The following is a 19,513-nucleotide window of genomic DNA, read 5'->3' as shown; positions in this document are numbered from 1 at the left end:
CACAGCGCCGGCCGGCCGGACCGCGGGGCCCGCGAGGAAGCACCCGCAGACCGCGCGGCTACGGCATCACGTCACCGCCGCGCGCCAATGCGCCGACGGCAGGCCGGCCCGCGCCAAACGCTCGCGGGCCGACGCGATCGCGGTGGCCGGACCCGCGGCGTAGACCGCCTTGTCCGCGAGCGATCCCTCGGCGGCCAGCACGCCGTCGAGCGCGTGCGCCTCAGGCCCGGAAATCGGGACATAGCGGAAGCGCTCCAGCGCGTCCGCCCAGGAGCGGCAGAGATTGTCGAGGTAGTGGCCGCCCTCCTGCGCGATCCAGTAGAGGCGCATCGTGTGCCCCTCGTCGAGGGCCATGACGTGCTCGACGAGGCTCTTCACCGGCGCGAAGCCAGTGCCCCACGCGAGAAACACGATCTCGGACGGCAGATCGTCGGAAAGCGTGAAGTCGCCGCGCGGCCCTTCGATCGCCACCAGCTCGCCGCTCCGGAGCTCCCCGTGCACGTGGCGGGCGAACGGATCCGAGTCGTCGCGGGCGACGTGGAACTGCAGGTTGCGGTCGTCGCACGGGCAGCTCGCGATCGGAAGCTCGCGCGGCGGCGCCGCGCCGAGCGTGACCCGGACCGACTGCCCGGCGAGAAACCGCAGCCGGTGCGTGCGCGGCGTCTGCACGTGCAGCAGGGAGACGCGTTCGGAGAGCGGCTCCACCCGTCGCACGCGGGCCGCGATGTGCTGCAACGGAATGTCGCGGGGATCGCGCGCCTCGCCCGCCTCGAGCACGAGGTCGGTGCGGGCGGCGCACGCGCACATGAGGATGTAGCCGGCGGATTTCTCGGACTCGCTCATCACGTAGTCGTGCGGGCGCACGCGCTCGGCGATGCCGGAGATCACGCGCGCCTTGCACAACCCGCAGTTGCCGCTCGAGCAGCCGTAGTCGGGGGCGAGGCCGGCGCGCAGCGCGGCCTCGAGCAGCGTGTCGTGCTCCTGCACGGAGAACCGATGACCGCTCGGAAGCAGTGTCACCTCGGCCGGCATAGCCTTTGGAACTTATCGGCCCGGAGCGGCGCGGGCAAGCCCCGGCGTCCTGAATCCCGCGGGCGAAAGCGCATCTAACGATTGGGGGACCCGCCGATGCGCATCAAAGACCTGATCAAGGAGTGGGAACAGCACGGCCGCGCGCCGCGCGCGGCCGAGGCGTACGCCGTGCGCCTGCCGATACGCGACGCGGCCCGGCTGAACGCGCTCGCCGAAATGTATCCCGGGCGCGAGCCCGCCGATCTCATCACGGATCTGCTGGCCGCGGCGCTGGACGAGCTCGAGGCGGCCCTGCCTTACGTGCAGGGGGAGCGGATCGTCGCCGAGGACGAGTACAACGACCCGATCTACGAGGACGCCGGACCCACGCCGCGGTTCGTCGCCCTGACGCGCAAGCACGAGCGCCTGCTCGCGCGCAAGGCCGCGGAGGACGCCGCCGCCCGGCGTGACTCAGCGGCGGCGCCGTAGCCGGTAGCCGGTGATGTCGGCGACGAGGTCCGCGCACGGCACCGCCTCGAGGCCCGTGTAGCGCGCGACGGCCCGCCCGACGAGGGCGTCCACGTCGCTCACGGTGTCGGCGGGCGTTCCGTCCACCAGGCGCTGCAGGCCGAGCAGTCCGCCATGCTGGATCTTGACGAGCACGCTGTGCGGCATGCGTTCCGGGTCGTCCTCCACGCCGAAGGCGGGCAGCGATGCCGCTTTCAGGCGCTCGAAGAGCTCCGCGCAGCGCCGGCCGCTCTCCGCGGCGCGGCAGGCGACATCCGGGCCGCCGCGGCGGGTGACGGCCTCGGCGCGCGCGCAGCCGAACGTGGCGGCGACGAGCGGCGCGGCGAAGGCGCACTTGGGGTATTCCATGATCCACCTCCCGGCGCGATGTTGACACGGCCGCGGCGGAAAGCCGAAGCAATCACCGACGGACCCAGGGGGGAAGCGGCCACGGATTGACCGCGATCAAGTGGCCGCGGCGCGCCCGCGCGGTACGCTCTCGGGATGGAAATCGTCTACTTCACGCTGGTGGGGGCCGGACTCTACTTCTTCACCCACTGGGCGCTCGACCGCGTCGAGCGTTCGCGCGGAGCGCGCTTCAAGCACCGCGATCTGATCTTCTTCGGGATCATCCTGGTGCTCGCGCTCGCCTCGTTCCAGATCATCCGCCGGCTGCTCGCGGGCGCTTGATCGGCGGACCCGGCCAAAAAAAAGCCCCCGGACCAGCCGGGGGCAATTGGCCCTTACTACCGGAGAAAAATCAGAAGCGGATGTGCGCCGAGGCGTTCAGGCTGTGCCGGGCGCCGCGCCAGCTGTCGACGTGGTACTTCGTGAACGGCAGCTCGGTGAGCTCGAAGAAGCGCGGCCAGCCGATACGCTCGACCCACTCGCCGATGCGCTCCCAGTCCCTCGCGTCTTCCTTGTAGACGCGCAGGATCTTCTTCACCACGGCGCCGACTTCCGGCCAGCGCGGCGGGTTGTTCGGGATGCCGGCCGCCACGAGCTTGTGGAACGTGGGCTTGGAGCGCGCGTTCGAGTTCTTGCCGCCGACCCAGATGGCGAACTTCGAGTGCTCGGGGTCGTTGATTTGCATGGGCGGACACGGCGGGAAGCACGCGCCGCAGCAGATGCACTTCTTCTCGTCCACCTCGAGGGAGGGCTTGCCGTTCACCATCGCCGGACGGATCGCCGCCACCGGGCAGCGCGCGACGACGCTGGGCCGCTCGCACACGTTCGCCACGAGATCGTGGTTGATCTTCGGCGGCTTGGTGTGCTGGATGTTGATGGCGATGTCGCCCTGGCCGCCGCAGTTGATCTGGCAGCAGGACGTCGTGATCCGGACGCGGTTCGGCATCTCTTCGTGCGTGAACTCGTGATGCAGCTCGTCCATCAGCGACTTCACGGCGCCCGACGCGTCGCTCGCCGGAATGTCGCAGTGCAGCCAGCCCTGCGTGTGGGAGATCATCGACACCGAGTTGCCGGTGCCGCCGATCGGGAAGCCGTTCTTCTCGAGCGCTTCGATGAGCGGTGCGACCTTCTTCTCGTCGCTGACCATGAACTCGATGTTCGAACGGATCGTGAAGCGGACGTGGCCCTCGGCGTACTGGTCGGCGATGTCGCACAGCTTGCGGATGGTGTAGACGTCCATCTGGCGCTGCGTGCCGGCACGCACGGTCCACACGGAGTCGCCCGACTTGGCGACGTGGTGCAGCACGCCCGGACGGGGACGCTCGTGCCAGTCCCACTGCCCGTAATTCTTTCGCATCACGGGATGCATGTACTGAAAGTGGTCCGGCACCCCGGACTCGATCGGCATACGCGGTTGCGTCATCGGAATCTCCAGATCAATTCTTGATGCTTAATGTTTAATGCTGAATTGCGGTGCGCGCTTCGCGCGCATCATTAATTCAACATTCAAAATTTCAACATTCAGCATTGCTGCTTCAGCCTGTCTTGCGGGCCTTCCACTTCGCCGCCTCGTCGTCCCAGTCGTCCATGCGGATGAAGGGGTTGGTCCGCGGGTTGGCGAGCATCGCCGGATCGATGTCGAGCCCGATGCCTTCGAGGAAGTTCGCGAGGCCGATGCGCTCGATCATCTCGCCGCAGCGCTCGTGCTCGAGCCCGTTCTCCGCCCAGAAGTCGATGATGTTCCGCCCGAGCTCGACGAGCTTCTCGAAGTCCTCGTCCGACTCGAGCTTCATGAACGGAACGATGACGGTGCCCATCAGGTCGCCGATCTTGAGCGTACGCTTGCCGCCCACCAGGATCGTCGCGCCGCGGTCCTTGCCGGGGGACAGGGCCTTGGTCATGACGTTGATGCAGTGCATGCACTTCACGCAGTTGCGGTTGTCGATCGCCAGCGTGTCGTCGTCGTTGAGGCTCAGGCACTGGGTCGGGCAGCGGGTCACCACGTTGTCGATGACGTACTTGCGGCCCTTGGCCTTGACGAACTTCTTGACCTCGTCCTGCTTCACCTGGATGTCGTCGCGCCACGTGCCGATGATCGCCATGTCGGAGCGCTGGATCGAGTTCATGCAGTCGTTGGCGCAGCCGGAGTACTTGAACTTGAACTTGTACGGCAGCGCCGGGCGGTGCAGGTCGTCGGTGAAGTTGTTGAGCACCGAGCGGTGCGCGCGGCCCTCGTCGTAGCAGGAGTGCTCGCAGCGGGCGTGCCCGACGCACGACATCGAGGTGCGGACCGAGGGGCCGGCGCCGCCCATGTCGAAACCGAGCTCGTTGATCTCGTCGAAGGCTTCCTGCACCTTCTCGGTGGTGCAGCCCTGGAACATGATGTCGCCGCTCTGGCCGTGCAGCGCGATGAGGCCGGAGCCGTGTTTTTCCCAGATATCGCAGAACTTCCGGAGGATGTCCGTGTTGTAGTGCATGCCCGGGGGCGGCATGATCCGGAGCGTGTGGAACTCCTTCGACTCCGGGAACCGGTCGGCGACCTCGGAGAAGCGCGGGATCACGCCCCCGCCGTAGCCGATGACGCTGGCCGTTCCGCCCTTCCAGTAGCCCAGCCGGGTCTTGTACGAGTACTCCAGTTGCCCGAGCAGGTCGACCATCATGTCCTTGTCCTTTGCCAAACGCTTCAGTCCGGTGACGAAGCTCGGCCAAGGACCGCTCTCGAGCTGGTCCAGCATCGGTGTGTCGTGCATCTTCTTGGTCATGTAGGCGGCTCCCGGGTCGGTGGAACGGAAAGAGGGCGCCAAGCTAAGACAAGCCGTCGCCCGCCGGACTTGACCTAGGTCAAGTGGGCGCCGTTTCCACGGCGCGCAGAAGAGATAACTTTGCTCTCTCCCGTTCGGGATAGAGGCTTATAACGGTTGGGCGACGGTGAACGCTCCGCGGAGATCGCCGACGTTGAATCCGGTTGCCTGATCCTCGGGATAGAGGCGCTTCAGGGTCGCGCTCACCTTGGGATCGAGCTTCCGGCCGTGGCAGTTGAGGCACAGCTCCGCGGTCGGTATCGCTTTCATATAGCGAAACGTCGCCTTGCCGTTCGCCGTCACGGTCTCGTGGTGCTCGAGCGTCGCCGGGTCTGCGCCGGCGCGCTTGCGCGCCTCGAAGTCCTCGAGCACCTTGCGCTCCCACGCGTCGGGCGCGTTGTCCGGGTTGCGGGTCTTGAGGCTGGTGCGCCCGATGTCGAAGCCCTTCGCCCTCGATATCTCCCGCGCGATCGCCGGCGCCTTCGTGTGGCACACCTCGATCGCGTTCGTCGGACCGCCCGTCTTCATGGCCGCCTGCAGCTCGCCCTTGAGCGTCTCCATGAACTCCTTCGCGGCGGCGCGGCTCGCCGCGACCCGGCTCGCGTCGTCCGCGGCAAAACCGGGCACGGCGGCGGCGAGGAGCCCGATCAGAACCCAGCGCTTCATCGACATCTCCCTCCTGCACAGGAAACGGCAGCCGACTCTACGGAAGCCCGGACGCCCCGGAAATGACGCAGATCAAGCGGAGGCGAGACGCCGGTAGAGGCGGAGCGCGGCGATCAGGTCGCGCGCGAGCAGCACGAAGGCGGCGGCGAGCATCGCCGCGCCGGCGCGGACCGGGGCTCCGGGGACGAGTGTCCCGGCAAGGAGCAGCGCGTAGCCCGCGGCGAAGACGCGCCACTGCAGGCGCATGCGGGCCTCCGGGATCACCTGCTTCACGTTCGGGAGGTTCGCGACGTCGACGCCCCGGCCCGGTCCGAGCCGGATGCGAAGCTGGTGCAGGTGCAGCCACACCAGAAACGGCACGATCCGGTAGAGCATGCCGATGACGACCGCGACCGAGAAGCCCGCGAGGTACAGGACGCCGATGAGCACCGGAAAACGCGCATCGGCGGCGAGGCGCGGCAGCAGCAGCCCCGCGTGCCAGAGCGCGGCGCACGCGAGCAGGCTGAGCATGCCGAGGCGCCAGTAGCCCACGCCGACGTCGGGCACGCGCCGGCGACGCCGTCCCTGCAGCCGGAGCGTGACCGCCGCGAAAACCGCGAGCCCCAGCGCGAGCAGCGCCGAGCTCGCCTCCCGCAGGCCCGTGCCGGGAAGGGCGTGTCCGACGCTGTAGAGCACGAGGAGCACGAAGAGCGCCGGGACCAGATAGCGGGCGAGGACCCGCGGGTACTCCGGCGTCATCTGGAACATGGGCACCACCTGCAGGGCCACGCTGATCACGAGCAGCCCGACCCACCCCACGGTCGCCCAGACCACGTGCAGCGCGACCGGCGGCGCGAAGACGCCGGCGCCCGGGAAGGCGCGCGGGAAGAGCACGAGCAGCGCCAGCACGAGGGTCGCGGCGAGCGCGGCCAGCGCGAGGCGCATGCCGGTCGCGGTGGCGTGGCGCGCGCCGGCGCGCGCCAGCGCGTGCGCCGCGGCGCCGAGGAACACGATCAGCGCGGCGGCCAGGGCGATGCCTCCGAGCTGGAGGGCGAATCGCCACCCGAGGACGAGACCTGCGGGGAGCGCCGCCGCGCCTAGCGCGAGCAGCGCGTGCACCGCGAGGCTCACGCCCCGCGGCCGGGCGACGGGCGCCCCGACGAGCACCGGAAGCAGCTGCATCCAGGCGCCGCACATGCTCATGGTCAGCACGCCGAGCGTGACGAGGTGCACCACGCCGGCGGTCGCGGGCAGCCATCGGCTCTCGAGCGCGGAGGGGCCGAGGTAGAGCACCGACAGCGCGGCGGCGAGGCCGTAGACCGGCGCCGACACGAAGAACCGCCCGGGCACCGACAGCGGCGGCGCCCGCTCGAGCGCGAGACCGCCGAAGCTCATGCCCGGGGGGACGCGGCGGCCTCGGCCTCGGCGTCACCGCGACGCCAGATGAGTATCTCGTAGGGCGCCCGCCTCCCGGCCCGGACCGCGTACGCGAAGCCGAGGTCCGGCAGGATCGCGTAGAGCGGGAACGGTTCGCGCCAGTGGAGCATGCGGAGGTACTCGCCCCGCGAGAGCGCCGGCAGCGCCGCGAGCGCCCGCTCGAGCGGCTCCGGGGGCGGAAGCGCGCTCACGTCGATGACACGCTCGCGGACCGTCATACCGTCTCGACGCCCTGCATGCGCTCGAGCAGCGCCTCGGTGTCGCCGCCCAGGACGCCGTCGCTCATCGGATACAGCACGCGCTCCTCCTTGAAGTTGTGCTGCTGCATCAGCACCAGCAGCGTCTCGGCGATGCCGAGGTAGGCCTGCCGGTCGCGATCGACGAGCGCCCGCGCCATGCCGTTCAGCAGGTTGCGCATCTGCTCGTGCTCGAGGCGCATCACCGCCGTCGGCCCGAACGCCTGTCCGCTCGCCGCCTCGAACGCGGGGAAGAGCGTCTCCTCCTCCATCCGGAAGTGACGCAGCAGGGCGGCGCGGAATCGCGCAAAGGCATCGCCGGCCGCGTCCCAGTCCGATTCCGCCGCCGCGGTCTCGGACCGGGCATAGAGGTCGTCGCAGCGATGATGGTCGTCGGTCAGAAAACGCGAGATCGATTCCATGTGGTTCTCTTCTCCTTGGGTTTCGTCGCAGGCACCGCGTGCGGCCTCATCGATCCGGACGCCGCGGCAGGCTCTTCAGCACGAGCACGAGGAACAGCACGCCGCCCGCGATCGCGATCAACCCGCCGAGCCCCATGAGGCCCATGCCGGCGATCTTGCCGAGCGCGTCGAGGCCCTGCTCGGCGGCCGCGACCTTGCGCTGCACGCCGTAGCCGCCCGACCACACGAGGCCGATCACGTGCAGGAGCTGGCCGATGCCGTACAGCCACGGCTGCACGGTCGCCCATTTCGCGTCGACCGGGCGCCCGCCGAGGCGCGGGATCAGGTGGTACGCGAGCCCCATGAAGGCGAGCGTGATGCCGACGATCGCGCCGTGGTAGTGCGCCGGGATGGTGACGTTCGAGCCGCTGATGAGGAAGCCGATCACCCCGCCGACGCCGAAGAGCAGCACGGAGGCGGCGAGCGCGGCGCGCAGCGGCCGGGCGGACGCATCGACGCGCGGCGCGCGCAGCAGCCCGATCAGCACGGCGAGGCCGAGCGGCGCCGTGGCGAGCCCGCCGCCGTAGCGCATCTGCCACGTGAAGAGCTTGATGTGCTCGGCCGAGGTCACCGCGTGGCCGTAGTAGAAGAGCGGTGTCACGAACACGGTGACAAGGCCGAGCGCGAAAAAGAAGAGCGCGAGCCGCGGCGTGACGAGCGCCGGCGCGCCCGAGGCGCTCCCGAGCCAGAGCCACGCGACCAGCATGAGGAGCGTGTAGCTGAACTGCAGGACGTGCCCGCCGCCCCAGAAGAGCAGCTCGTAGTACGCCTGGCCTTCGAGGAAGGACGGCATCGTCGCCCAGGTCCACGCGAAGGCGAGCGCCGCCATCGCCGTGGCGACCGCGGCGGTGTTCAGCCCGAAGCGCAGCGCGGCCGCGCCGTCTAGAGCGACGCCGACCGGCGGAATCGCCGTCATGCCGCGCAGCACCAGCAGCAGCACGCCGCCGCCGAAGACCAGCAGGCCCGTGAAGAACGCCGTGTTCTGCAGGACCGGGACGTAGTTGCTCATGAGCGCATGGCCCGGGCCGGTAAACGGGCTGATCGCCACGATCCAGGCGCCGGCGAACGCGGTGTAGAGCGCCACGCGCCCGACGACGAGCCCGCCCGCCGTGGAGTTCAGGCTCCAGAGCACGCCGCCGAAGGCGAGGAACCACACGAGCACCGAGAGGTCGACGTGCACCACGAGCGCGGTGTGGAAGAAATCGGTCCAGGGAAAGACGTTCTGCACGTACGGCGTGCGCGACAGCACGAGCAGGATCGAGAAGAGTCCGCTCCCGAGGAGCGACAGCACCGCGAGCCACAGCCACCCGACCGTGAGCGCGCGCCGCGCATCGGTGGGCACGGGGAGCGCGTACGTGGCCGCCTCGCGCTCGCTCGCCGTCGGGAAGGACCGGGCGGTGATCCTGGCGGGAGTCGCGTTCATTGCAGCACGAAGCCTCCGGACTCCGGTTTGAAGTCGATGACGAGGAGTTGCGCGGGCCGGAGCGTGACGCGCGCCTCGCGGGCGTAGTTGAACTCGCCGTCCGGCCGATCCGACAGGCGCAGCGCGAGCGCGTGCTCCCCGGCGGGCACGGTGAAGCGGCGATACACCGTCGAAGCCATGTCGCGCTTCAGACCCGCCGGCCGGAGCGCATCCTCGTAGACCAGGCGATCGTCCAGGCGGAGTTCGACCCGCACCGGCGAGCGCTCGCGCGGGCAGTCGAGCGCGAGCCGCATGTTCGGCGGAAGTTGCGCGACCTCCTCCGGGCTGCGCGTGCGGCACGGCTGCGCCCGCTCGCCCGCGTGGCTGAAGGAAAGCTTGATGGCCGCCTCGTCCGGGCCGATGGGATGGTAGGCCGGCGTGTCGCTGAACACGCCGATGAAGGCGGCGAAGAGCACGTAGGCCGCCGCCTGGCCGGCGAACCGCGAAAGCGGGGGCGTCGCCTTACCCATGGCGCGCCTTCCGGTCCTGGTTCTCGACCGGGGCCGGGCGGGTCCCCGGCGACGGGATCATCCGCAGCGCCGCGCGATAGCGCGCGAGCACTTTCGCCAGCCGCGCCTCTTCGCCCGGTCCCGCCCAGACGACATGCAGCCGCTCCTTCGCGGCCCGCGTGCGCAGATGCGGCTCGCGCTGGTGGCGCAGCCGCTGCTCGGTCCACACGCTACCGAAGCGGTAATGGCAGCTCTGCGGATGGCAGCCGGTCACGAGCACGCCGTCGCAGCGCCCGTCGCGCAGCACGTAGTCGATGAACGACGGCGGGAGCTGGCCGATGCACTCGAGGCTCACCGCGGCGACGCCCTCGCCGCGCAGGTTGCGGACGTCGGCCGCGTGGTCGCAGCCGAACACCATCACGCGCCCCTCGCCCGTGAGCCCGGCCAGCATCTCCTTCGTGCGCGCGCGCACCGCCTGCACGGTAAGCTGCGGCATGTCGATGCCGCTCACGAGCTCCACGGTGCTTCGAAACGGCGTGGACGACGGGCACGCGCCCGCGCAGATGCCGCAGCTCGCACAGAGGTCGGCATCGACGACGGCGAGCTGCATGCCGGCGCGCGTCGGGTGCGCGGTCAGCGTGATCGCCGAGTACGGGCAGTCGGCGAAGCAGCGGCCGCACCCGTTGCAGTTCGCCGGATCGACGACCGCCACCGGCTTCTTTCGCAGCGGCGGCAGCCAGGGCGCGATCGCGAGCAGCAGGCTCAGGCCCCACAGCAGGCCCCACACCGCCATCGGCGGCCAGACATCGAGGAGCGGATAGACGTTCAGGTAAAACCAGTCGAGCTGGACGGGATTCGGCACGGTCGCCAGGTTCGCCGGCGCGTGGCTCACCGCGGGCTTCGCGAACGACAGCGCGAGCAGCGCGGCGAAGGTGCCGATCGCGAGCTCGCGCGGCGGGTTCACCTTCGGCCGCGAGATGCGCAGCACGTGGAACCAGATCGCGAACACGATGATCACCGGCAGCCCGAGCAAATGCAGGAAGCCCATGAGCGTGAAGAACCGGTCGCTCACGTTCGCCTCGCTCAGGAAGTTGCGCGCCATCGGGTCGGTGAAGATGGGCAGCGCATCGAGCAGCTCGCTCGAGGCGATCGCGACGTACTGCGCGAGCTCGTCCCAGACCAGCCAGTACCCGGTGATGCCGAGCAGGAACACGAACCAGATGAGCGGCATGCCCGTGAACCACGAGTACCAGCGAAAGCCGCGATAGCGGTCGCCGAGGAACTCGCGGACGAGATGCAGCATCATGGTGACGACCGCCGCGTCCGAGGCGTAGCGGTGGAGGCTGCGCATCACGCCGCCCAGGTACCACTGGGTGTGCGTCAGGTACTCGACCGACTCGTAGGCGCCGTAGACGCTGGTCTTGAAGAAGACGAAGAGGTAGATGCCGGTGACGAGGACGATCCAGAAGAAAAAGATCGTGAGCGCCCCGAGGTAATGGAACGGGTTCGCCTCGGCCCCGAAGACCCGGCTGAACAGCCCTTCGACCAGGAGCAGCGGCCGCCGCGCCGCCTGCCGGATGGACACGCAATCACCTCGTGGTTGAAGCGTGCCCGCACGGTAATCCCGCCCCCTGTACCGTCTCCATGATCCAGATCAAATCGCTCGGGAATTGTTGACCGGGGAGGTATGGATGGGGCCGTCACTCCCTCTCCCGCTTGCGGGAGAGGGATGGGGTGAGGGTCTTAAAGGACTCGAGTCGCTTCGCGACATGTAATCCGCGGGGTTCCGCCCCCGCACGACGGGCTACTTTCTTTGCGCGGCCAAAGAAAGTAGCCAAAGAAAGGCCGCCCCGGATGGCGCGAAAGCCCCCGCCCCTCGCTGCCTCGCGCTGGGAGGTCGCCAGACGGCGCATCCTGCGCCGGCTGGACGACCGACCGGCATCCCTGCCGGTCGCCCTGACGGGCTCGCGGCGCTCGGAGCGCTCGGTGCGGGCGCGCCAGACGGGGACCCAACTACAACAACCTCTCCCCGTCCGGAGGAGGTGGGTGGCAGTTAAAGACCCCGTTGAGGTCGCCGAGCACCGGAGCCTGTCCCGGGAGAGTCACGCGAGAGATGTTCGAGCCCGAGGCGCGCTTTTCAGCGCCCGGCGAGTTGGCGAGCGTCCCGGGACGGGCGAGCGGGCCGGCCACGGAAGGCCGGCCCTGGTTTCAAGCGAAGCAGGGACTGCGTAGCACGGAAACCGCAGGGCACCGCTCGCGGTTTTCGAGCGGCGAGCGATCCGGGGTGCCCTTCTCTTTGGTGACTTTCTCTTGGGCAAGCAAAGACAAATTCGTCTGGAACGAATTTGGACGCGCGGTTTTCCAGCGCGGCCCGAAGGGCGAAGTCCAGGGAAGGACTTCGCAACGTCACCTGCCGTGGGTCAGCCACCCACAAGTATGATTTCTTACCTCGACTGACCCGCCCAGAGGGCGGTCGAGGAGTTAAGGCTTAGCCCTCACCCCTACCCTCTCCCGCATGCGGGAGAGGGAGAGAAAAAAGGAGTGCTGGTCAGCGAGTGGCGGGGGTGCGTCGGTTCCGCATGAACTCCCGCACGAGAAACGCGATCCCCGACCCCAGGATCAGCATCCCGATCACGATGCCGACGAAGAGCGAGTAGTCGAACCGATAGGAGTCGCTCGCCGGATCGTACGTGGTGCAGAAGAGCCGCACCTTGTTCCAGGCGCCGTGCAGCGCCGTCGGCGCGGGCGCCTCCCCGAGCACCATGCGCTTCAGCGGCTCGACCATCTGCGGCGTATCGAAGGTCATGCCGTAGACCTGCGCGCGGATCCTGCCCTCGGTGTCGACGAGCGTCGCCTGCACCAGGTGATCGAAGCCGCGCGGCGACGCGCGGTAGAGGAACCCGAGATTCCCGGACAGGCGGTCGATCGTCGCGGCGTCGGCGCTCAGGAAGTCCCAGCCGGCCGTCTGCGCGCCCTGCTGGCGCGCGAAGGCGCGCATCGCTTCGGGGGTGTCGTTCGGCGTGTCGAAGCCGATCGTCACGACGTGAAAACTCTCCTCGCCGAGCGCGGCGCGCGCCTTCCGGACGACACCGGCCAGGTGGCGCGTGGTCGTCGGGCACACGTGGGCGCAGCTGGTGTAGATGAGGCTCACGACGAGCGGCTTGCCGCGGTACTGCTCGAGGACCACGGGTCGGCCTTCGCCGTCGCGCAGCTGATAGCTCTCCAGCGCCCGCCCGATCGCGCCCTGGCTGATCTCGAGCGCGGAGGCCTCGTCGAAGTCCACGACCGGCGCGTGAGCGGCCGCATGGCTCGCGCCGTGGTCCGCCTGGCCGGTCGCCGCAGGGGCGTGGGCGCCGTGCGAATCCTGCGCCGAAGCGAGGCCGGGCAGCAGGAAGAACGCGAGCAGCAGGCCGCCCGAAGTGAGCCGCGCCATCAGGCTCCTCCCAGGTAGACGTCGGCCATGGCCGCGATCAACACGAGCGTGAGCTGCACGAGCGAGGCGTGGAAGCCCTTCATCGCGGCGCGGGCCGAGTGATCGCGGAGCATCCGGACGTTGCGCGCGAGGAGCAGCGCGCCGCCGGCGAGCGCCCCGGCGAGATAGATCCACGTAAACCCGAAACGCGCGAGCCACAGCGAGGCGGCGGCGAGCAGGACCGTGTTGCCGAACACCACCCAGGCCGCCGCGCGCGGGCCGACGACCGCGGGCAGCATGGGCACGCCCGCCTGCGCGTACTGCTCGCGCAAGGCGGAGGCCAGGCTCCAGAAGTGCGACGGCGTCCAGAGAAGGAGCACGAGCGCGAGCACCCACGCGCGCGGACCGATCAGCGGATCGGCCGCCGCGGCGCCGGCGAGCACCGCGAAGCTGCCCGCGAGACCGCCGATGACGATGTTGAGCGAAGTCTTGCGCTTGAGGCAGACCGTGTAGAGCCCGCCGTACGTGACGGCGCCGAGGAAAAGAAAAAGCCCGACCCTGGGGTGCAGCAGCGCGCCGAGCATGACGCCGGCCGCGAGCAGGAGCGCGAAGAACGCGAGCCAGCCGGCGTGGGTCTCGAACTCGCCGGTCGCGAAGGGCCGGCCGCGCGTGCGCCCCATGCGCGTGTCGATGTCGCGCTCGTACCAGTGATTGAAGGCGCCGGCCGCCGACGCGGCGAGCAGCGTCGCGAGCGCCAGCACCAGCGTCTCGACGCCCGACAGCGGGCGGCCCGGGGTGATGGCGTAGCCCGCGAGCGCGGTGAAGACGATCGTGATTCCGATGCGCAGCTTGAGGATCGCGAGCACCCGGCGGACCGCGGCGAGGGCCTGCAGGGGGCGGGGGACGATGAGGAGTGCGATCGTGCGCATGGTTCCTCGGGGGCCGTGAAAAAAAACCGGCGGGGGCGAATGGCCCAGACGCCCCCGCCGTTTACCAACTAGCCCAGCGGCCAGACGGACGCCAGGTACTTCCAGTTGATAAAGTAATAAACGACGAAGCTGACGAGGAACACGAGCGCCAGGGCGAAGGTGCCCGGCGCCGCGAAGCCCGCGTGCCCGTGACCCTGCAGCGCGGCCGCGGCCTGCGGCACCGGCGTCGGCAGGTCGTGGAACTGCGCGCCCGGCAGCTTCTTGCCGAACAGGATCGAGCCGACGGTGATGAGGATGTAGAGCCCGCCGCCGATCACCGCCGCGACGCCCGCGATCCCCATGATCCCCATCATCAGGTAGGCGCTCCCGGGATACTCGTACCCGAGCATGGCGCCGGTGAAGCCCATGTCCCAGTGGCGGCGCTGCACCCCGAGCGTCCCCGCGCCCATCATGAAGAGCGCGAACGCCGACATGCCGAGCCCGAACAGGTACGGCTGCCACTTCGCCAGCCCTTTCCAGATCAGCTCGCGCCGGAACAGCGCCGGGATGAGGAAGTACGTGACCGCCATGAACGCGAGCGTGGTGCCGATGACCACGGTCGCGTGGAAGTGCCCGGGGACGTAGATCGTGTTGTGGATGATGATGTTGATCTGCTCGGTGCCCATCACCACGCCCGAGATGCCCCCGAGGAAGCCGAAGCCGATGAGCGAGATGAACATCCCCGAGAACACCGGGTTGCCCCACGGCGCCTTGCGGATCCACTCGAAGAGACCCTTGTTGAAGCCCTTCTCGCGCTGCGCCACCTCGATCGCCCCCGGCACCGTGAGGCCGTGGACCATGGAGGCGAGCACCGCCAGGTACATCGCGTACGAGGTGTTGAAGATCTTCCACTCGGAGCTCACCCCCGGGTCGACCAGGATGTGGTGTGCCGAGGCGAGCTGGAGGAACAGGATGTAGAGCAGGAAGGCGCCGCGCGAGACCTTCTCGGACATCGGCTTCGCGCCGAACACGAGCGCCGCCACCAGGTACCACACCGACACGTGCGCGGCGACGTTGATCTGCTGCGAGGAGTGCCCGAAGCCCCACCAGATGACGCGGTACATGAGCGGGTCGATGTGCGAGATGTAGCCCGCCGACCACAGGAACGTCGGGATCAGGATGATCGCGCCCGAGGCGATCGTGAAGATCGCGATGATGCACGCGGTGAGCGCCCCGAAGGTGACGAGCGGGATCGAGCCCTGGTACGTGCGCTCGGCGCGCGCGACGACCAGCGTGCCGAGGAACACGAAGCATCCGATGAGCGCGCCGACCGCGAACAGGATCAGGCCGAGGTAGAGCGTCGGCTCCGCCGGCATCGGCACGTACGAGGTCATCATCACGCTCGAGCGGCCGCGCCAGATCGCGATGTTGGTCGTGACCGCGCCGATGATCATGAGCGCGAAACCGAGCCAGGCGATCTTCGGCGTCGCGAGCCGCGAACGCAGCAGCGTCGACGAGGCGAAGTACAGCACCGCGATCTCGAAGAAGATGATCCAGAACACGAGCATGTCGAGCCCGTGCGCGGTCAGCGCCTGGTAGAAGGTGTCGGCCGGCAGCAGGTGCACGGCGGGCCAGCGCGTGAGCGTGACGAGGAGCGCCAGGATCCCGCCGATCAGCAGGAACACGACGCCCGCGACCGCGTTCGCCTTCATGAGGTTCTCTGCCGACCGGTGGAACTGCAGGCCGGTGTCCGGGCAGATGCGGTAGTCGGTCGTGGTGGTGGCCATGGCCCGTTACTCCTTCTTGTCGACGACGTAGATGCGGCCCACCATGGTGTGGTGGCCGACCCCGCAGTACTCGTTGCACACGATCGTGAAGGTGCCGCTCGTGTCGGGCGTCATCGTCACGACCATCTCGTAGCCGGGCAGCACCTGGAAGTTGATGTTGAGCGGCTGCAGCGAGAAGCCGTGCTGCCAGTCGAGCGAGGACGTGTGCACGCGGTAGGTCTGCCCCTTCTCGAGCTCGTAGATCGGCCACCACTGCCACAGGCGCCCGAGGATGTAGATGTCGCTTCCGGCGGGCGGGCGGACGACCGGGATGTTGGCGTCGGTTTCGGTGCGCACCGTGTACTGGTCCACCAGCTCCTGGGCCTTCTTCTGGAAGGCCTCGGGCGAGGTGCGATACGCCTCGTTCGAGAGGTTCTGCTTTCCGTACACGTGCCAGAACGGCATCATGAAGAAGAGAATCAGGCACCAGAGCAGCGCCAGGGCGATCCATGTCCCCTCGACCTTGTCGAGCGGCTGTTTCCACCAGAGGCGCTGGCTGGGCGGCAGGATGGCACTCATGGTCGTCTCCCGTGTCCGCTGATCACTTGGCGATCGGGATCGTGACGATTTCCATCACGCCCCAAATGATGTAGAAGACCGTCGGCATCACGACGCCGAGGAAGAGCAGCAGGAACGGGTTGTCCAGGATCTTCTGCATCACCGGCACGTCGTCCTCCATCGGCGCCGGCGCGGACGCGCCGGTGGCGGATGCGGTCGTGGTGCCGGTTTCGAGCTCCGGTTTCTTCTGCGCCATGGTCTGGGCCCTCGATCGATGAATCGGCGGGCATGCGGTGGAATGCCGCAGCCCAGTGGCGCGATTTAAGAGAAAAGGTTGAGGAAAATACTTGACTTACATCAAGTGTGGAAAATAGCGGGAAAACGAGAATGGCGAGCGTGTCCAAGCGATTCCTTCCGTTCATCTGGCTGCTCCTCACCGTCGCGGCCATCGGTGCCGGGGTCGGCGTCAACCAGTGGCTCGGCGCGCGTGCGCCCGCGAGCCGCGATTACCACGCCTACGAGCCGCCGCTTCCGCTGCCCGAGTTCATGCTCACCGATCACGCCGGGCAGCTCTTCGATCGCTCGCGTTTCGCGGGACGGTGGAGCTTCGTGTTCTTCGGCTACACGCATTGTCCGGACGTGTGCCCGGCGGCGATGACGCTCTTTCAGCAGCTGCAACGGAAGCTCGGGCCCGACGCGCCCGTGCAGTACGTGCTCGTGTCGGTCGATCCCGAGCGCGACACGCCGGCGCACCTCGGCGCCTACGTGAGGCACTTCAGCCCGGCGTTCGTGGGCGCCACCGGTCCGCACGCCGAGATCGCGCGCCTGACCGGCCCGCTGGGCGTTCACTACGCGCGCGGCCCGGAGCGCGACGGCCTCTATGAGGTCGAGCACAGCTCCGCGATCTTCCTCGTCGGCCCCGACGCGCGCCTGCGCGCCGTCTTCACCGCGCCGCAGGACGTCGCGAAAATGGCCGCCGGTTTCGCCCGTTTGAAGGGAGCTTGAAATGCACAACAGGCTTGCGCTCGCTCTGGTCGCCGTTTTCCATATCGCTTTCGGGAGCACGGCTGATGCCCAGACGCTCGTCGTCAAGGATGCCTGGGTGCGCACGGCGCCGCCGGGCGCGCCGACCGCCGCCTACATGACGATCGAGAACGAGTCGACGACGCCGGCGAAGATCGTCCGCGTCGCGTCGGACGACTTCGGCCGCGCCGAGATGCACGAGACCGTGATGAAGAAGGACGTCGCGTCCATGCGGCCGGTCGACGCCCTGGAGGTGCCCGCACGCGGCAAGGTGACGCTCGCACCCGGCGGCCTGCACCTCATGCTCTACCGCCCGGCCCGCGCCTACGGCCCGGGCGACGTGCTGCATCTCACCCTGCACCTGGAAGACGGTCGACGCATCCCGGTCGTCGCCACGGCGTACAAGGGCCGGCCCGCCGACCACGCGCATTGAAGGCGCCGCGCCATCGGGCGGTCGAGCGGAGCGTGCTGGCGTTCGCCGGCCTGCTCACGCTGGTGGTGCTCGCGCTCAGCGCCTACCTCCGTTTCGAGGCGGCAGACCTCGGCTGCGCCGACTGGCCCGACTGCTACGCCCGGATCGCCGCGGTCGAGCAGCGCGCCGGCGGCCCGGTGGCGGCGCTCCGGCGGACGACCGCGAGCGTCCTGGGGCTCGTCGCGCTCGGCTATTTCTTCTTCGCGCTCCGGCGACGCCGGCGCCGCATCGCCGGCACCGCGCTCGTCGCCCTCACGGCGCTGCTCGCCTGGGTCGGCGTGCACACGCCGTCCCCCCTCGAACCGTGGGTGACGCTGCTCAACGTCACGGCCGGCATGGCCCTGCTCGGCGTCTACGGCGGTCTGTGGCTGCATCCCGATGCGCCGCCGCCCGCGCGCTGGACCGGACGCCGGGTCGCCGCCGGCGTCGGCGTCGGGATCGTGTTCGCGCAAATCGCGCTCGGCGCCTGGGCCTCCGCGCACTATTCGGAGCCCGCCTGCCCGGGGCTCCTGTGCCCGGCCGACGCGTCCGCCGTCCGGATCGCCGACGCCTTCGATCCCACCCGCCGCCTCGCCGTCGCCGAGGGGCGCGTCGCGGTCGACGGGGTGTCGGCGGTGGTGCAGCGGGCGCATCGGCTTGGCGCGCTCCTCGCTTTCCTTTATATAGGCGCGCTGGCGCTGCGCGCGCTCCGGACGCCGGCGGCGCGCGCCGCCGGCCTCGCGGTCCTCGCGCTCCTGCTCGTGCAGACGGCGCTCGGCTTCGCGGGCAGCCTGCTCGGCTACCCGCTGTGGATCGCGGTCGGGCACAACGCGGTCGCGGCGGTTCTGCTGCTCGGCGCCGTGCGGCTCTATCACGTATACGCTCGGGACTGACTCATGGCTCGACTCGCCCAACCCGCCCGCCCCGGCCCCGTCGCCGTCTGGCTCCTCGTGTGCTGCGCGCTCATCTTCGCCATGGTCGTCCTCGGCGGCGTCACGCGCCTCACCCGCTCGGGCCTCTCGATCGTCGAGTGGAATCCGGTCATGGGCGCGATCCCGCCGCTCACCGAGCACCAGTGGGAGGCGGAGTTCGAGAAGTACAGGCAGACGCCCGAGTACCTCAAGGTGAACTACGGAATGAGCCTCGCGGCCTTCAAGCAGATCTACTGGGTCGAGTTCGCGCATCGCCTGCTCGGCCGCGCGATCGGCTTCGTGTTCCTGGTTCCCTTTCTGTACTTCCTGGTGCGCAAGCGGATCGGACGCGAGCTCGCGCCGAAGCTCGTCACGCTGTTCGTCCTGGGCGGGCTGCAAGGCGCCCTCGGCTGGTACATGGTCGCGAGCGGACTGGTCGACGATCCGCACGTGAGCGCCTACCGCCTCACCGCGCACCTCGGCCTGGCCGTCGTCATCTACGGCTACATGTTCTGGGTGGCGCTCGGGCTGATGTACCCCGAGGGTCGACCCACGCCGCCGGGCGTGCGGCGATTCGCCTGGGCGGTGACGGGGCTCGTGTTCGTGACGATACTCGCCGGCGGCTTCGTCGCCGGCACGCGCGCGGGCTTCCTGTTCAACACCTGGCCGCTCATGAACGGGCGCCTCGTGCCGGAAGGCCTGTATGCGCTGCACCCCTGGTGGCTCAACTGGTTCGAGAACGTCGCCACCGTCCAGTTCAACCACCGGTGGCTCGCGTACGCCGTCGTGCTCGCGACGGTCGCGCTGTGGATCGCGGTCGCCCGCGCGGCGCCCGCGGCACGCGCGCGTACGGCGGCGCACCTGCTGCTCGCAGCGGTGCTGCTCCAGTTCGGACTCGGGATCGCGACCCTGCTGACGATCGTGCCGGTGTCGCTCGGCGCCGCGCACCAGGGCGGCGCGCTGCTGGTGCTCACCGCCGCGCTCTTCCTGAACCACGCCCTCAGGAAAGCGCAATTTTGAATGTTGAATGCTTAATGCTTAATTGATGTGCGCGCGGAGCGCGCTCC

The 19,513-nt window shown here is 69.1% G+C and carries 22 protein-coding genes; 6 read left to right on the top strand and 16 right to left on the bottom strand.

Going from position 1 to position 19,513, the window contains the following annotated elements; genetic code table 11:
- Positions 1-66: 66 nt before the first annotated feature.
- Positions 67-1,032 (bottom strand): 2Fe-2S iron-sulfur cluster-binding protein, encoded by a 966-nt coding sequence (locus SVA_RS01285; RefSeq protein ID WP_096457676.1) that lies wholly within the window; start codon positions 1,030-1,032, stop codon positions 67-69.
- A gap of 96 nt (positions 1,033-1,128) precedes the next feature.
- Here SVA_RS01285 and SVA_RS01280 point away from each other — a divergent pair, with 96 nt between their 5' ends.
- On the top strand, positions 1,129-1,500 hold the full coding sequence (locus tag SVA_RS01280; RefSeq protein WP_096457673.1) for a type 1 pili tip component: 372 nt from the start codon (positions 1,129-1,131) through the stop codon (positions 1,498-1,500).
- Here SVA_RS01280 and SVA_RS01275 read toward each other — a convergent pair.
- Positions 1,483-1,887: a hypothetical protein gene (locus SVA_RS01275; protein WP_096457670.1), complete on the bottom strand. Its 405-nt coding sequence runs from the start codon at positions 1,885-1,887 to the stop codon at positions 1,483-1,485. The two genes, SVA_RS01280 and SVA_RS01275, sit on opposite strands and share 18 nt — an antisense overlap.
- A gap of 135 nt (positions 1,888-2,022) precedes the next feature.
- Between SVA_RS01275 and SVA_RS01270 the strand changes: the two genes are divergently transcribed.
- A complete protein-coding gene (locus SVA_RS01270) occupies positions 2,023-2,208 on the top strand; it encodes a hypothetical protein (protein ID WP_096457666.1) in 186 nt (61 codons plus the stop codon).
- 70 nt (positions 2,209-2,278) lie between these two features.
- On the opposite strand, the gene dsrB is transcribed toward SVA_RS01270, so the two are convergent.
- The 14 genes from dsrB to SVA_RS01200 form a co-directional block, all read right to left on the bottom strand.
- Positions 2,279-3,349, bottom strand: coding sequence for a dissimilatory-type sulfite reductase subunit beta (gene dsrB, locus SVA_RS01265; RefSeq protein WP_096457663.1), 1,071 nt, complete (start codon positions 3,347-3,349; stop codon positions 2,279-2,281).
- A 112-nt stretch (positions 3,350-3,461) separates the two neighbouring features.
- A complete protein-coding gene (gene dsrA, locus SVA_RS01260) occupies positions 3,462-4,688 on the bottom strand; it encodes a dissimilatory-type sulfite reductase subunit alpha (protein WP_096457660.1) in 1,227 nt (408 codons plus the stop codon).
- Between the two features lie 147 nt (positions 4,689-4,835).
- On the bottom strand, positions 4,836-5,393 hold the full coding sequence (locus SVA_RS01255; protein ID WP_096462773.1) for a Tll0287-like domain-containing protein: 558 nt from the start codon (positions 5,391-5,393) through the stop codon (positions 4,836-4,838).
- A gap of 72 nt (positions 5,394-5,465) precedes the next feature.
- Positions 5,466-6,767: a hypothetical protein gene (locus tag SVA_RS01250; RefSeq protein WP_096457657.1), complete on the bottom strand. Its 1,302-nt coding sequence runs from the start codon at positions 6,765-6,767 to the stop codon at positions 5,466-5,468.
- The gene (locus SVA_RS01245) at positions 6,764-7,027 is read right to left on the bottom strand and encodes a DUF2249 domain-containing protein (RefSeq protein ID WP_096457654.1); all 264 of its coding nucleotides are present in this window, start codon (positions 7,025-7,027) and stop codon (positions 6,764-6,766) included. Before SVA_RS01245 ends, SVA_RS01250 begins: the two co-directional genes overlap by 4 nt.
- Positions 7,024-7,467, bottom strand: a complete 444-nt coding sequence (locus tag SVA_RS01240; RefSeq protein WP_096457651.1) for a hemerythrin domain-containing protein — start codon at positions 7,465-7,467, stop codon at positions 7,024-7,026. Before SVA_RS01240 ends, SVA_RS01245 begins: the two co-directional genes overlap by 4 nt.
- A 46-nt stretch (positions 7,468-7,513) precedes the next feature.
- Entirely contained in the window at positions 7,514-8,929 is a 1,416-nt protein-coding gene (locus tag SVA_RS01235; RefSeq protein ID WP_096457648.1) for a cbb3-type cytochrome c oxidase subunit I, read from the bottom strand.
- Complete coding sequence (locus SVA_RS01230; protein WP_096457645.1) at positions 8,926-9,438, bottom strand: hypothetical protein; 513 nt, start codon at positions 9,436-9,438, stop codon at positions 8,926-8,928. Before SVA_RS01230 ends, SVA_RS01235 begins: the two co-directional genes overlap by 4 nt.
- Entirely contained in the window at positions 9,431-11,002 is a 1,572-nt protein-coding gene (locus tag SVA_RS01225) for a hydrogenase iron-sulfur subunit (protein ID WP_096457642.1), read from the bottom strand. The genes SVA_RS01230 and SVA_RS01225 overlap by 8 nt, the downstream gene beginning before the upstream one ends.
- A gap of 963 nt (positions 11,003-11,965) precedes the next feature.
- On the bottom strand, positions 11,966-12,850 hold the full coding sequence (locus tag SVA_RS01220; RefSeq protein WP_096457639.1) for an SCO family protein: 885 nt from the start codon (positions 12,848-12,850) through the stop codon (positions 11,966-11,968).
- Complete coding sequence (gene cyoE / locus SVA_RS01215; protein WP_096457636.1) at positions 12,850-13,758, bottom strand: heme o synthase; 909 nt, start codon at positions 13,756-13,758, stop codon at positions 12,850-12,852. Before cyoE ends, SVA_RS01220 begins: the two co-directional genes overlap by 1 nt.
- Positions 13,759-13,826: 68 nt before the next feature.
- On the bottom strand, positions 13,827-15,524 hold the full coding sequence (locus tag SVA_RS01210; protein ID WP_096457633.1) for a cbb3-type cytochrome c oxidase subunit I: 1,698 nt from the start codon (positions 15,522-15,524) through the stop codon (positions 13,827-13,829).
- A gap of 6 nt (positions 15,525-15,530) precedes the next feature.
- On the bottom strand, positions 15,531-16,082 hold the full coding sequence (locus SVA_RS01205; RefSeq protein ID WP_096457630.1) for a cupredoxin domain-containing protein: 552 nt from the start codon (positions 16,080-16,082) through the stop codon (positions 15,531-15,533).
- 22 nt (positions 16,083-16,104) lie between these two features.
- Complete coding sequence (locus SVA_RS01200) at positions 16,105-16,317, bottom strand: hypothetical protein (protein ID WP_096457627.1); 213 nt, start codon at positions 16,315-16,317, stop codon at positions 16,105-16,107.
- A 140-nt stretch (positions 16,318-16,457) separates the two neighbouring features.
- Here SVA_RS01200 and SVA_RS01195 point away from each other — a divergent pair, with 140 nt between their 5' ends.
- From SVA_RS01195 to SVA_RS01180, 4 genes are read left to right on the top strand one after another with little or no spacing between them, the layout of a single operon-like run.
- Positions 16,458-17,066, top strand: coding sequence for an SCO family protein (locus SVA_RS01195; protein ID WP_169923916.1), 609 nt, complete (start codon positions 16,458-16,460; stop codon positions 17,064-17,066).
- A gap of 1 nt (position 17,067) precedes the next feature.
- Positions 17,068-17,517 carry a copper chaperone PCu(A)C gene (locus SVA_RS01190; RefSeq protein ID WP_096457621.1) on the top strand — a complete coding sequence of 150 codons (450 nt, stop codon included), beginning with the start codon at positions 17,068-17,070 and terminating at the stop codon, positions 17,515-17,517.
- Entirely contained in the window at positions 17,514-18,428 is a 915-nt protein-coding gene (locus SVA_RS01185; protein WP_096457618.1) for a COX15/CtaA family protein, read from the top strand. The genes SVA_RS01190 and SVA_RS01185 overlap by 4 nt, the downstream gene beginning before the upstream one ends.
- A 3-nt stretch (positions 18,429-18,431) precedes the next feature.
- Positions 18,432-19,466: a COX15/CtaA family protein gene (locus tag SVA_RS01180; protein ID WP_096457615.1), complete on the top strand. Its 1,035-nt coding sequence runs from the start codon at positions 18,432-18,434 to the stop codon at positions 19,464-19,466.
- The last annotated feature ends 47 nt before the right edge of the window (positions 19,467-19,513 follow it).

Origin of the sequence: Sulfurifustis variabilis (assembly GCF_002355415.1) — a bacterium.
GTDB lineage: Bacteria > Pseudomonadota > Gammaproteobacteria > Acidiferrobacterales > Sulfurifustaceae > Sulfurifustis > Sulfurifustis variabilis.
The sequence above is the reverse complement of the archived record's forward strand: the minus strand, read 5'-3'. Positions and strand labels throughout refer to the sequence as shown.